This window comes from Pseudomonas sp. FA-1, from assembly GCF_056856075.1.
Window position 1 is genome coordinate 110,383 of record NZ_JBWXTH010000001.1, and the last position, 12,451, is coordinate 122,833.

Sequence of the window (12,451 nt, forward strand, 5' to 3'; positions counted from 1 at the left end):
GTTCACACCTTAGCCACGAGCGGGCGACCCAGCAGGCCTTGGGGACGGAAGATCAGGATCATCACCAGCAGCGAGAAACTGAACACGTCCTTGTAGTCGGAGTTGATCAGGCCGGAGAACAACGACTCGGAGATCCCCAGGATGATGCCGCCGAGCATGGCGCCGGGGAGCGAGCCGATCCCGCCGAGCACCGCGGCGGTGAACGCCTTGATGCCAATGATGAAGCCAGCATAGAAGTCGAAGGTGCCGTAGTTCATGGTGATCAGCACGCCAGCCAGGGCGGCCATCACCGCGCCGATGACGAACACGTAGGAGATCACCCGGTCGGTGTTGATCCCCAGGATCGAGGCCATCTTGCGATCTTGCTGGGTAGCACGGCACATGCGGCCGAGCTTGGTGTACTTGATGACGTAGGTCAGCAGGGCCATGCCGATGAAGGCTGCCACCAGGATGAAGATCTTGGTGTAGGTCAACTGCACGAAACCGGTGCCCACTTCGACGCGTACAGCGCCTTCGAGCAGGGTTGGCACGCCTTGCTGGCGGGCGCCCTGGCTGATCTGCGCGTAGTTCTGCAGAATCAGCGAAATGCCGATGGCACTGATCAAAGGTGCCAGGCGGGTGGAGTTACGCAGGGGCTTGTAGGCGATGCGCTCGATGGTGAAGCCGTAGACGCCGGTCACGACGATGGTGAACAACAAGGTTCCCAACATCAGCAGCGGAAACGACTCGATACCGAAATAGGCCAGCAATGCCAGGCTGATCGCCGCGAGGTACGCGGAGATCATGTACACCTCGCCGTGCGCGAAGTTGATCATGCCGATGATGCCATAGACCATTGTGTAGCCGATGGCGATCAGACCATAGACAGACCCGAGGGTCAGCCCATTGATCAGTTGCTGCAGGAAAATACCATCCATAACGCAATCTCACCTGATTGAGATTGCACGAGCGCCGACCACGGCGGGCTTTGGGTAAAGCGGCCCTCGCAGCGCAGAACTGTGCAGATCTTCGGATAAAGACAGGTACCGCGGGGCAGCGGCCCGGGGCAGTGCACGCCCGGGCCGGCAGCCATTGTTATTTTTGTTTTTCCAGCTGGTGGTACTTGCCGTTGGCATCCCACTGGTAGACCACGTAATCGGAGACGGTCAGGTCACCCTTGCTGTCCCACTTCTTCTCGCCCATGACGGTCTTGACCGGGTTGGCCTTGAGCCATTCGGCGGCGTCTTCGCCCTTGTTCGACTTGGCGCCGTTGAATGCGGCAGCCAGCGCCTGCAAGGACGCGTAGGCGTACAGGGTGTAGCCTTCAGGCTCAGTGCCGGCCTTGCGGAACTCCTCCACCACGGCCTTGCTGTCGGGCAGCAGGCGCGGGTCGGCGCCAAAGGTCATGTACACGCCATTGACGTACTGGGCACCGCCGGCAGTGGCCACCAGTTCGTCGGTGACGATGCCGTCGTCGGACATGAACTTGACGTCCTTCAGGCCCTGCTCGCGCAGTTGGCGTACCAGCGGGCCGGCTTCGGGGTGCAGACCGCCAAAGTAGACGACGTCGGCACCGGCGGCGCGAATCTTGGTGACCACGGCGCTGAAGTCTTTCTCGCCACGGGTCAGGCCTTCGTACAGCACCGGCTTCACGCCGCGTTTTTCCAGCTGTGCCTTGGTGGCGTCGGCCAGGCCTTGCCCATAGGTGTCCTTATCGTGCAGGACCACCACTTTCTTGCCCTTGAGCACGTCGACGATGTAGTCGCCGGCGACGATGCCTTGCTGGTCGTCACGGCCACACATGCGGAACATGGCGGTCAGGCCGCGCTCGGTGACCTGTGGGTTGGTGGAGCCTGGAGTGATGGCGATCACGCCAGCTTCGTCGTAGACCTCGGAAGCGGGAATGGTGTTGGAGGAGCAGAAGTGGCCCACCACACCGATCACCTTGTCCTGGTCGACCAGGCGGTTGGCCACGGCCACGGCCTGCTTCGGCTCGCAAGCATCGTCACCCTTGACCAGGACGATCTTCTCGCCGTTCACCCCACCAGCGGCGTTGATCTTGTCGGCCGCCGCCTGTGCACCTTTCATGTACTGTTCGCCAAACGCTGCGTTGGCACCGGTCATCGGGCCCGCGACGCCGATCTTGACGTCGGCTTGAACAAACGAAGAGACACCCAGTGCCGAAGCGACGGCGAGCGCCAGGAAACCTTTCTTGTAGAACGTCTGCGACATGAGGTGGTGCTCCTTAGAGTTTTTTTGGTTGGCACTACAACTTTCAGCATCAAGCTCAGAGCAAGCGGCGTGCCAGAGGTTTTGTCTTTGCGCAAAACGCACCCATGCGGCAGGCCAGAGGCGACCGACGGCCTTTTCTTTATTGAGCGTGCAACCGTCTGCCACAAGCGTGGCGCCACCCTCTCTCCTAGACAAGGCGCAACCACGGAGTGCCATCATCGCAACCACGGCAAGTGTTTACGTGCAACCGACCTGTAACAGCGAACGTCACCGAACTGCACACTGATAGTGCGCGACTGCTACAGCCGGCACCGTTTCAAGGCTGAACTTGGTGACGGCTCGCAAGGCCCAATCGCCGGCAAGCCGGCTCCCACCCGTCTTGCACTGTTTCAGTTGTGGGAGCCGGATTGCCAGCGATCAGAGCGCCCCGCCACAACGACGGCCAAAAGGCTGGCACAATGGCCCGGATTCCGCGCGCTCGTCCTTGTTACGCGAACGCCGCCACCTGGAGCCTTTCAATGAGCGAGAGCGCATTTGCCGAGCGCATCGTGCACAACCTGCTCGACACCGACTTCTACAAGCTGACGATGATGCAGGCCGTCCTGCACAACTACCCGGACGCCGACGTGGAATGGGAGTTCCGCTGCCGCAACGGCGAGGACCTGCGCCCCTACCTGGGCGAAATCCGCAACCAGATCGAACTGCTCAGCGACCTGACCCTCGATGATGGCCAGCTGGAGTTCCTCGAACGCATCAGCTTCCTCAAGCCAGACTTCCTGCGCTTCCTGCGCCTGTTCCGCTTCAACCTGCGCTACGTGCACATCGGCATCGAGCATGACCAGCTGTACCTGCGCCTGCGCGGCCCGTGGCTGCACGTGATCCTCTTCGAAGTGCCCCTGCTGGCGATCATTAGCGAGGTCCGCAACCGCCACCTGCACCCGCGCATGCGCCTGGCCGAGGCACGCGACCAGCTCTACCGCAAGTTCGACTGGCTGCGCGCCCACGCCAGCGAGGAGGAACTGGCCGCCCTGCAGGTCGCCGATTTCGGCACCCGCCGGCGTTTCTCCAGCCGCGTCCAGGAAGAAGTGGTGAGGGTACTGCGCGATGACTTCCCGGCGCGCTTCGTGGGCACCAGCAACGTCGACCTGGCCTGGAAATTGGACGTGAAACCCCTGGGCACCATGGCCCACGAATGGATCATGGCCCACCAGCAGCTCGGCCCACGACTGATCGACAGCCAGATCGCCGCGCTGGACTGCTGGGTACGCGAATACCGTGGGCTGCTGGGCATCGCCCTGACCGACTGCATCACCATGGATGCCTTCCTCAATGATTTCGACCTGTACTTCGCCAAGCTCTTCGACGGCCTGCGCCACGATTCGGGCGAACCGGTGGCCTGGGCGGAAAAAGCCATTGCCCACTATCAGAAACTGGGCATCGACCCGATGACCAAGACCCTGGTGTTCTCCGACGGGCTGAACCTGACCCGCTCGCTGGAAATCTTCCGCGCCCTGCGCGGTCGCATCAATGTGAGTTTCGGCATCGGCACCAACCTGACCTGCGACATACCCACAGTGGCGCCCATGAGCATCGTGCTTAAAATGACCGACTGCAACGGCTCGCCGGTGGCCAAGATTTCCGACGAAGCCGCCAAGACCCAGTGTCGAGACGCGAACTTCGTCGCCTACCTGCGTCACGTATTCAAAGTCCCCAGCAAGGAGTAACCCATGCAAGCCGTCCAGCGAGAGATTGCACAGCAGCTCAAGGTGCAGCCGCCGTTCGCCGATGCCGCCGCGCTCGAGGCCGAAGTCACCCGGCGCGTGGCCTTCATCAAACAGTGCCTGGCCAATGCCCGGCTCAAGACCCTGGTCCTGGGCATCAGCGGCGGAGTCGACTCGCTGACCGCTGCCCTGCTCGCCCAGCGCGCCATCAATGAACTGCGCGCCGAAACCGGTGACAAGGCCTACACCTTCATCGCCGTACGCCTGCCTTACCAGGTCCAGCATGACGAGCATGACGCTCAGGCGTGCCTGGAAGTGATCAAGGCCGACGAAGTGCACACCGTGGATATCGCCCCGGCAGTACGGGCGCTGGCGGCTGAAGTGGTGGAGTTGAAGAACGGCTCGCCGACGCTGGTGGACTTCGTGGTCGGCAACGTCAAGGCACGTACCCGCATGGTCGCCCAGTACGCCATCGCGGGTGCCCGCGCGGGCCTGGTGATCGGTACCGACCACGCCGCCGAGGCGGTGATGGGCTTCTTTACCAAGTTCGGTGATGGTGCCTGCGACCTGGCACCGCTGAGCGGGCTGGTGAAGAACCAAGTGCGGGCGATTGCGCGCAGCTTCGGTGCGCCGGAGTCACTGGTGGAAAAGGTGCCGACTGCAGACCTGGAAGACCTGGCGCCGGGCAAGCCGGACGAAGCCTCCCATGGCGTGACCTATCAGCAGATCGATGCCTTCCTGCATGGGCAGCCGGTTGATCAGGAAGCGTTCGACATCATCGTGGCCACCTACCGCAAGACCCAGCACAAGCGCGAGCTGCCGTTCGCGCCTTGAAAAGCATCGCGGGACAAGCCCGCTCCCACAAGGTCATTAGTGATCCCTGTAGGAGCGGGCTTGTCCCGCGATTGGAGGGCAAAGCCCTCCCCTAACCTCTTACTTGACGATGACCTTGCCCTTCATCATCGAGATGTGGCCCGGGAAGGTGCAGAAGAAGCTGTAGTCACCGCCGGCTTCCAGCTTCGACGTGTCGAACTTCACCTCGGTTTCCTTCTCCGGCGCGCCGATCATCTTGGTGTGGGCGATGATGTTGGCGTTGTCAGCCTTCAGGTAGTCCTTGTCCAGGCCCTGGGACATGCCTTCGGTAGCGATGGCCTGCATATCGGCAGTCTTGCTGATCACCAGGTTGTGGCCCATGACGTTCTTCGGCAGGCTGCCGCTGTGGGTCAGCTTGACGGTGAATTCCTTGCAGCTCTTGTCTACGGTGAATTCCTTGGTGGTGTAGGACATCTGGTCGGTGGAGTCGACAGTCACCGAGCACTCGGCTGCGAAGACAGAGGCGCTGGCGAGGGTCAGCAGGGATACCGCTACAGCTTTCGCAAACATCGTGAATCTCCTTGGCAGGGTTTTATCAATTGCGAGACTGCCTGAAACCTGTTTCCTCCTCGCTGATATGGGTCAAGGAGGATCGAGGGGCCAGCCAGTAGATTTGTTCAATGGATTGTATACAACCAATCTAAGTGCACATCATGCCCTCTTGAAGGACGATGGGACAACCTCTCATTACAGGAGCCATGACAATGTTTCTCTCGACCTTCATGAACAGCCTGCTCGCCGCCTATGCCCACGGGGCCACCGGCGCGCTGTGCGAGTTCTCCCGCCCGGAGTGAATCCGGCCTTGGAAGCGGCGGGCATGCGCCTTACCCTGTCAGCGCATGTGATTGGAGATAAGCAATGCCTGTACGTTCCGTTTGTGTCTTTTGTGGCGCCAGCACCGGCGCCAACCCAGCCTATCGGGAAGCGGCCGTGGCGCTCGGCCAGGCCATCGCCAAGCGCGGCCTGACGCTGGTGTACGGCGGCAGCGCGGTCGGCCTGATGGGCGCGGTCGCCGATGCGGCCATGGCCGCGGGTGGTGACGTCATCGGCGTCATGCCGCAGAGCCTGATCGACGCGGAAATCGGCCACAAGGGCCTGCCACGCCTGGAAGTAGTCGATGGCATGCATGCCCGCAAGGCGCGTATGGCCGAGCTGAGCGATGCCTTCATCGCCCTGCCCGGTGGCCTGGGGACGCTCGAGGAGCTGTTCGAAGTCTGGACCTGGGGCCAGTTGGGCTACCACGCCAAGCCGCTGGGCTTGCTGGATGTGAATGGGTTCTACGAGAAGCTTGGCGGGTTCCTCGACCACATTGTCGAGGAAGGTTTCGTACGGCCCCAGCACCGGGCGATGCTGTTGCTGGGCAGGCAGCCCGACGAACTTCTGGATGCGATGGGTGAATTCGTGGCGCCGGTGCTGCCCAAGTGGGTCGACAAGACGCCTGACTGAAGCTGGGACCTTCGGGACCGCTTTGCGGTCCTTTCGCGGCACAAGGCCGCTCCTACAGGGGTATGGGCTCGCCCGTAGGAACGGCCTTGTGCCGCGATGGGCTGCAAAGCAGCCCCAAGGGATCAGTCAGCGCGGAATGACCGGCTGACGCGGCTTCCTCTTGCCCTTGCCGCCCTTGGCCGCTTCCTTGCGCTCCTTGGCCGCCTGCTGGTTGCGGGCGAACGCCTCGGCCTTGGCCTTCTCGCGCTTGTCCCACGGCTTGCTGCCATCGCTGGCGCGCGGCGGCAGGCCAGTGTGCTGGGTGAGGATCTTCTGGTCCTTGCCCACCTTGTGGCTGCCGGCCGGGGTCGAGTTCTTGCGCCGGGCACTCTGGTAGCTGTCGGTCTGCGGCTGGTGCAGCGGGATCAGCTGGTGCTTGCCCGGCCCAATCAGGTCGGCACGGCCCATGCGCTGCAGGGCCTCACGTAGCATCGGCCAACCCTTGGGGTCGTGGTAGCGCAGGAATGCCTTGTGCAGGCGGCGCTGCTCCTCGCTCTTGACGATCTCCACCCCTTCGCTCTTGTAGGTGACCTTGCGCAGCGGGTTCTTGCCCGAGTGGTACATGGCCGTGGCCGAGGCCATGGGCGAAGGGTAGAACGCCTGCACTTGGTCGGCGCGGAAGCCGTTGCCCTTGAGCCACAGGGCAAGGTTCATCATGTCCTCGTCGGTGGTGCCGGGGTGCGCGGCGATGAAGTACGGGATCAGGTACTGCTCCTTGCCCGCCTCCTTGGAGAACTTCTCGAACATGCGCTTGAAGCGGTCATAGGTACCGATGCCCGGCTTCATCATCTTGTCCAACGGGCCACGCTCGGTGTGCTCCGGGGCGATCTTCAGGTAGCCACCCACGTGGTGGGTCACCAGCTCCTTGACGTATTCCGGCGATTCCACCGCCAGATCGTAGCGCAGGCCCGACGCGATCAGGATCTTCTTCACCCCCGGCAAAGCGCGGGCCTTGCGGTACAGCTCGATCAACGAACTGTGGTCGGTGTTGAGGTTCTCGCAGATACCCGGGAACACGCACGACGGCTTGCGGCAGTGCTTCTCGATGTCGTGGCTCTTGCAGGCGATGCGGTACATGTTGGCGGTCGGGCCGCCCAGGTCGGAAACCACGCCGGTGAAGCCCGGTACCTTGTCGCGCATCTCCTCGATCTCGTGCAGGATCGACTCATGCGAGCGGTTCTGGATGATCCTTCCTTCGTGCTCGGTGATCGAGCAGAACGTGCAGCCGCCGAAGCAGCCACGCATGATGTTCACCGAGAAACGGATCATCTCGTAGGCCGGGATACGCTCCTTGCCGTAGGCCGGGTGCGGCACGCGCGCGTAGGGCATGCCGAACACGTAGTCCATCTCTTCGGTGCTCATCGGGATGGGTGGCGGGTTGAACCACACATCCACCTCGCCATGCTTCTGCACCAGGGCGCGGGCATTGCCCGGGTTGGTCTCCAGGTGCAGCACCCGGTTGGCGTGGGCATAGAGCACCGGGTCGTTACGCACCTTCTCGAACGACGGCAGGCGGATCACCGACTTTTCCCGGGTCATGCGCGGGCTGTCGAGGATCTGCACCACCTTGGCTTCGTTCGGGTCCTCGACCTCGCCCTTGGCCTGCTCGATGGCGCAGGCCTGGGTGTCCTGGGTGTTCACGTACGGGTTGATGATCTTGTCGACCCGGCCGGGGCGGTCGATGCGGGTCGAGTCGATCTCGTACCAGCCCTCGGGCGTGTCACGGCGCACGAACGCGGTACCGCGTACATCGGTGATAGTCTCGATCTTCTCGCCGCTTGCCAGGCGCTGGGCCACCTCGACCACCGCACGCTCGGCGTTGCCGAACAGCAGAATATCGGCGCTGGCGTCGATCAGGATCGAGTGGCGGACCTTGTCCTGCCAGTAGTCGTAGTGCGCGATACGGCGCAAGGAGGCCTCGATGCCGCCGAGCACGATCGGCACGTGCTTGTAGGCTTCCTTGCAGCGCTGGCTGTAGACCAGGCTGGCGCGATCCGGACGCTTGCCAGCCATGCCGCCGGGCGTGTAGGCATCGTCGGAACGGATCTTCTTGTCTGCGGTGTAGCGGTTGATCATCGAATCCATGTTGCCGGCCGCGACACCGAAGAACAGGTTCGGCTCGCCGAGCTTCATGAAGTCGTCCTTCGACTGCCAGTTCGGCTGGGCGATGATGCCTACGCGAAAGCCCTGGGCCTCCAGCAGGCGGCCGATGATGGCCATGCCGAACGACGGATGGTCGACGTACGCATCACCGGTCACGATGATGATGTCGCAGGAATCCCAGCCGAGCAGATCCATCTCCTCCCTGCTCATCGGCAGGAAAGGCGCTGGCCCGAAGCATTCGGCCCAGTACTTGGGATAGTCGTAGAGTGGCTTGGCTGCTTGCATGTCAATGACCGGTATGGGTGTGCAGGGAAATCGCGGGCGCGGAATATAGCACAAATTTTGATCAAATCCGACTGTCTTCGTGGGGATTGGTGGGGTGAGCGACGGTTGGGGGTGGGTCGCCAAGTGCCTGGCTTTGGGTTTGCAGTGGTGCGCAGCGGACATAGCCCATCAACTCCGACGACTGCTCACGGGCGTCCCTGCATGGGACGCCCGGTTCGATGCGGAACAGCGGGTGGGTGCCATTCTCGCCCTGATAGAAGGTGGTCTCGCCGACAGTGAACTGGGTGTCTTCTGTTGTCATTGTTCAATCCCCTGGAAGTTCTCGACTGTTGCGCCTATCAGATCCAGGCAGGCCTCAGGAGCCAGGAAGATTACCCACAGGAAAACCTGAGCCTGCTTAGGCCGACGATTACCGCGCCGCCCCCCTGCTGAGCGATCGCAATCCCTTCAGATCTTTACTAAATGTTTAGCCTCTCCAACCCTCAGAAAATGCTAACGGGCTAATTATTAGTGAATTTTCTTTATCCATTGAAAAATTGTAGGAATCTAACTTCAAGCACCAGTAAAAGATCCTACGATAATTCCCCCCAACAAATCCCGAGCAGATCTTGAACCAAGAAAAAAACAAGTGATACAACTGTGACGCGCTGAAAGGCGCACTCAAATCAACTCTATAGGAGCACTAGCTATGGGACGTCGTCGTTCTGAAATCAACACTCTGCAGATCCCTCGCGTGATGAACTACACATTCACCGAGGCCGAGGTTGAGTTCCTCAACCTGCTGTAAGTAACAAACCAGAAGGGGCTTAGCCCCTTCTGGCTCTACCAAGGAGCAAGAGATGATTACCGAACGCGAGCTAAACACAGAAGAAGCCTACAACCGTTTAAAAAGATTGCATCATCACCTAGGGTTCCATTCGAAAACAAAACTATCAAAAAACAATAGCTTGGTCGCCACATGCCACTTATACGACAGCGCCTACAATGAAGTCTCTTGCGGAGCAGGAAAAGGGGAGCATTGCGAGCTAGGCGCCCTGGCCGAGAGCCTAGAACATTACTTCGTCGATAAGAGCACTCCACCACTCATCGAAAGCGACGAAATCTTGCAATCGATAGCCCCATTTGACGATTGGCTCCTTAAATCTATACCACCTGACTGCCGAATACCTTATTTCAGTCTTCAGGCGTTGAATAGCTACGACGAAATAGCCATTCCCGCAATATTGATAGCCCCTTCCTCCAGAAACATTGATGAGATCGAAAAAACTGCAGCGGGCTTTCTTTCGAAATATGCGACCAACTCAGGTACAGCACTTGGCTGTACGGAGAACGAGGCTCTGCTCCACGCCATCAATGAAGCGATCGAACGCCACGCCCTCTCTATGTACTACCTATCACTCTGCGGCCTGACTTCCCCACCCAAACTTTACCAGCCCTCGAATTCTTTTCTGGAGGAAACATTCGCCCATGATACCGAGCTTCTCCGCCGGGCAAAGAAGCTAGAAATATACTTGACACACGACTTCTACGAAGTTCCATTTTGCATTGCTGTTTCTCAAAACAAAAAATAAGGCTCAATCAGCAGAATAGGTTCCGGTAGTTCCATCAATCCCTCCATTGCAATGTACCGAGCCGTAACGGAGCAGATTCAGTGCGAGCAGCTTTCTGGGCCCAAAGAAAAACAAGAAGATCTCTCTTCTGAAAAAATGCTTGCTCATTCAACCCGCCTTTCGGCACTTCTCCACCCATGCCCCACATATGCTGTACCCACTTTTCACCCTCCGCGTACCGAACTCAGCGTGCGCGGACAAGTCAAGCGAACACTGATCAACCTGGAAAATCAAAATAAGGCCGCATTCTATCGCACACTTTATGAGCACCCGAATCTCGCTACGGTTGTTCAGGTGTTCATACCCGGACTGGAACGCTTCCACCTGATCAGATCAGGTATTCCAGTCGCACCACAGAGTGCACTCAAAGGCAAAAGGCAATGACATGCATATCTATCGAGGAATCCTCGCCGCCCTAAGCGCGACACTGATCCTGAAAATCGCGACCGTCGTACCTGCCCTAGTCCTGGCGGATATCATTGACAACCTGGCCACCTCAGCCGCGTCTTCCCAGTTTCTGCTCGGAGCCTTCATATGCCTTGTAGCATTGCAAGCCTCAATGACCCCTTTGCAAGCCTGGTGTCTGGCGCGGCTCTGCCAGGAACGCGTGAAGCAACTGTCCATCCGTTGGTGCCGAGCATTGCTGGACAAACGCTTCGAGGCATATGGACAACTCCATGGCGGAGCACTGGTAAAGGTGCTGGATAGGGGCATTACTGCACAGGAACGGTGGTTAGGCTTTCTGATTGGCTCGGCATGGCCGGTGCTGGCCGAAGCCGCAGTGCTGATAACGCTCTTCGCATACCTGGGGGCTACTTCGGTATTGATCGGCCTCATCCCGTTAAGCCTGGCATACCTGTGGGCCAACGATCGCTTGGTACGCTGGCGCCGGCCACATATCGAGGCAGTGAACGGGCGCGAGGATGAACTGGCGGAACAATGGGTTGATACTTTCGCCAGCGCGGCAACGGTCAAGCTGGAAAAAGCCGAGGATGCAGCGATGCTCCCGGTCAACCAGACACTTTCGCTCTATGCCGACTCAGCAGTGCGGGTAGCTCACAGTGGGGGTTGGATTCAGGGTCTGCGCACCCTGTTCATAGGCCTGGGCAGTGGCGGTTTGCTCATGTGGGGCATCCATGATCAGGTTCAGTCAACACCGCAGTTGAGCCTGGGCGAGCTGGTTGCCCTCTTCACCTTGGTGAGTGGATTGCTGGCAGGGGTTGCGCAACTGGCTGAGGCCTGGCGATTGTTAGACCAATTCCGGCTAGACAAACGCAAACTTGAGCACTGGCTCCAGCTCCCCTCGTTCGGCCCGTCATGCACTACTGAGTCGAAGTCCTACAACAATGACGCAGGGCTGAGCATCTCCCCGTGCCTGATGAACGCTCGGAACAGTGTGCAACTGCAAATAGAAGAACCCTTGGTACTGCACAAGGGAGAACGGGTCGCGCTGATCGGGCCCAGCGGTTGTGGTAAATCGACACTTCTGCATGCGCTGGCAGGAACGGTATTCCAGTTGCGCAAGCATGTTCACTTGCACGGCAGGTGCCTGGCTTCGCTCGACGCTAGTGAACAGTTCAGTCGTTTACGACTCTGCCCTCAGGATGCGCACTTCATACCCGGCCCCCTGCCCCGCGCAGTGCTGTTCGAGCATGCTCATGATCGCGCTCAAATCGAACGACTGCTTGAACGACTGGGCCTGGGCAAAGACTGGTACGAACTTGATCTGGATGCACGCGCAGAATCGATTTCGGGCGGCGAAGCACGCAGGCTGACGCTGCTACGCATTCTTAATCAGCCCGGGGAATTCAATTTCTTTGACGAACCCACAGCCGGGCTCGATGCCGGATCCGCTGAGCACACCTGGGACCTGTTGTTCGAAGCATTCCAAGGGAGAGGACTGATTTGTGTGACACATGATAAGAGTGCGCTGTCGCGGTTTGACCGGGTTATCAGCATGAGCGAGGGACGGATCATCAGCCAAGTGCAAGTGGGATCAGCGACCACCTGAATGCTTAAGGTGGACGCATCTCATGGAGAAGTGACTGTCTTTCTCAAAATGTAGGTGCTGGTGCGATCTCTGTAGGAGCGGGCTTGCCCACGAACACGGGCGAAGCCCGTGCCATCCACCGCGGCGCCTGCTTCGCAGGCTTGCCCTCTCCT

Annotated in this window: 10 protein-coding genes and 1 pseudogene; 6 read left to right on the top strand and 5 right to left on the bottom strand. The window is 59.8% G+C overall.

Annotated features, from left to right (window positions below):
* Positions 1 to 2: 2 nt before the first annotated feature.
* Together AC1MHZ_RS00515 and AC1MHZ_RS00520 are read right to left on the bottom strand one after the other, a co-directional pair.
* Complete coding sequence (locus AC1MHZ_RS00515) at positions 3 to 917, bottom strand: ABC transporter permease subunit (protein WP_084854233.1); 915 nt, start codon at positions 915 to 917, stop codon at positions 3 to 5.
* A 157-nt stretch (positions 918 to 1,074) separates the two neighbouring features.
* Positions 1,075 to 2,211 (bottom strand): branched-chain amino acid ABC transporter substrate-binding protein, encoded by a 1,137-nt coding sequence (locus AC1MHZ_RS00520; RefSeq protein WP_084854231.1) that lies wholly within the window; start codon positions 2,209 to 2,211, stop codon positions 1,075 to 1,077.
* 518 nt (positions 2,212 to 2,729) lie between these two features.
* Between AC1MHZ_RS00520 and pncB the strand changes: the two genes are divergently transcribed.
* Both pncB and nadE read left to right on the top strand, forming a co-directional pair.
* On the top strand, positions 2,730 to 3,935 hold the full coding sequence (gene pncB / locus AC1MHZ_RS00525) for a nicotinate phosphoribosyltransferase (RefSeq protein WP_084854229.1): 1,206 nt from the start codon (positions 2,730 to 2,732) through the stop codon (positions 3,933 to 3,935).
* A gap of 3 nt (positions 3,936 to 3,938) precedes the next feature.
* Positions 3,939 to 4,766, top strand: a complete 828-nt coding sequence (nadE, locus tag AC1MHZ_RS00530) for an ammonia-dependent NAD(+) synthetase (RefSeq protein WP_084854226.1) — start codon at positions 3,939 to 3,941, stop codon at positions 4,764 to 4,766.
* A gap of 99 nt (positions 4,767 to 4,865) precedes the next feature.
* On the opposite strand, the gene azu is transcribed toward nadE, so the two are convergent.
* On the bottom strand, positions 4,866 to 5,315 hold the full coding sequence (azu, locus tag AC1MHZ_RS00535; protein WP_084854224.1) for an azurin: 450 nt from the start codon (positions 5,313 to 5,315) through the stop codon (positions 4,866 to 4,868).
* Positions 5,316 to 5,663: 348 nt separating this feature from the next.
* Here azu and AC1MHZ_RS00540 point away from each other — a divergent pair, with 348 nt between their 5' ends.
* Complete coding sequence (locus tag AC1MHZ_RS00540) at positions 5,664 to 6,251, top strand: LOG family protein (RefSeq protein WP_084854222.1); 588 nt, start codon at positions 5,664 to 5,666, stop codon at positions 6,249 to 6,251.
* A 126-nt stretch (positions 6,252 to 6,377) separates the two neighbouring features.
* Here AC1MHZ_RS00540 and AC1MHZ_RS00545 read toward each other — a convergent pair whose 3' ends face one another.
* Complete coding sequence (locus AC1MHZ_RS00545; RefSeq protein ID WP_084854220.1) at positions 6,378 to 8,678, bottom strand: YgiQ family radical SAM protein; 2,301 nt, start codon at positions 8,676 to 8,678, stop codon at positions 6,378 to 6,380.
* Between the two features lie 61 nt (positions 8,679 to 8,739).
* Positions 8,740 to 8,979: a DUF3077 domain-containing protein gene (locus AC1MHZ_RS00550; protein ID WP_253249295.1), complete on the bottom strand. Its 240-nt coding sequence runs from the start codon at positions 8,977 to 8,979 to the stop codon at positions 8,740 to 8,742.
* 387 nt (positions 8,980 to 9,366) lie between these two features.
* Between AC1MHZ_RS00550 and AC1MHZ_RS00555 the strand changes: the two genes are divergently transcribed.
* From AC1MHZ_RS00555 to AC1MHZ_RS00565, 3 genes and pseudogenes are all read left to right on the top strand, one after another.
* Entirely contained in the window at positions 9,367 to 9,465 is a 99-nt protein-coding gene (locus AC1MHZ_RS00555) for an alginate O-acetyltransferase (RefSeq protein ID WP_084854218.1), read from the top strand.
* A 52-nt stretch (positions 9,466 to 9,517) separates the two neighbouring features.
* Positions 9,518 to 10,672, top strand: a pseudogene (locus AC1MHZ_RS00560) (YcaO-like family protein).
* Position 10,673: 1 nt separating this feature from the next.
* Positions 10,674 to 12,299, top strand: a complete 1,626-nt coding sequence (locus AC1MHZ_RS00565; protein WP_482965924.1) for an ATP-binding cassette domain-containing protein — start codon at positions 10,674 to 10,676, stop codon at positions 12,297 to 12,299.
* Positions 12,300 to 12,451: the final 152 nt, after the last annotated feature.

Bases quoted from the DNA above. Each gene is read 5' to 3' on its own strand.
- AC1MHZ_RS00515 (WP_084854233.1), bottom strand. From the start codon at position 917: ATGGATGGTATTTTCCTGCAGCAACTGATCAATGGGCTGACCCTCGGG.
- AC1MHZ_RS00520 (WP_084854231.1), bottom strand. From the start codon at position 2,211: ATGTCGCAGACGTTCTACAAGAAAGGTTTCCTGGCGCTCGCCGTCGCT.
- pncB (WP_084854229.1), top strand. From the start codon at position 2,730: ATGAGCGAGAGCGCATTTGCCGAGCGCATCGTGCACAACCTGCTCGAC.
- nadE (WP_084854226.1), top strand. From the start codon at position 3,939: ATGCAAGCCGTCCAGCGAGAGATTGCACAGCAGCTCAAGGTGCAGCCG.
- azu (WP_084854224.1), bottom strand. From the start codon at position 5,315: ATGTTTGCGAAAGCTGTAGCGGTATCCCTGCTGACCCTCGCCAGCGCC.
- AC1MHZ_RS00540 (WP_084854222.1), top strand. From the start codon at position 5,664: ATGCCTGTACGTTCCGTTTGTGTCTTTTGTGGCGCCAGCACCGGCGCC.
- AC1MHZ_RS00545 (WP_084854220.1), bottom strand. From the start codon at position 8,678: ATGCAAGCAGCCAAGCCACTCTACGACTATCCCAAGTACTGGGCCGAA.
- AC1MHZ_RS00550 (WP_253249295.1), bottom strand. From the start codon at position 8,979: ATGACAACAGAAGACACCCAGTTCACTGTCGGCGAGACCACCTTCTAT.
- AC1MHZ_RS00555 (WP_084854218.1), top strand. From the start codon at position 9,367: ATGGGACGTCGTCGTTCTGAAATCAACACTCTGCAGATCCCTCGCGTG.
- AC1MHZ_RS00565 (WP_482965924.1), top strand. From the start codon at position 10,674: ATGCATATCTATCGAGGAATCCTCGCCGCCCTAAGCGCGACACTGATC.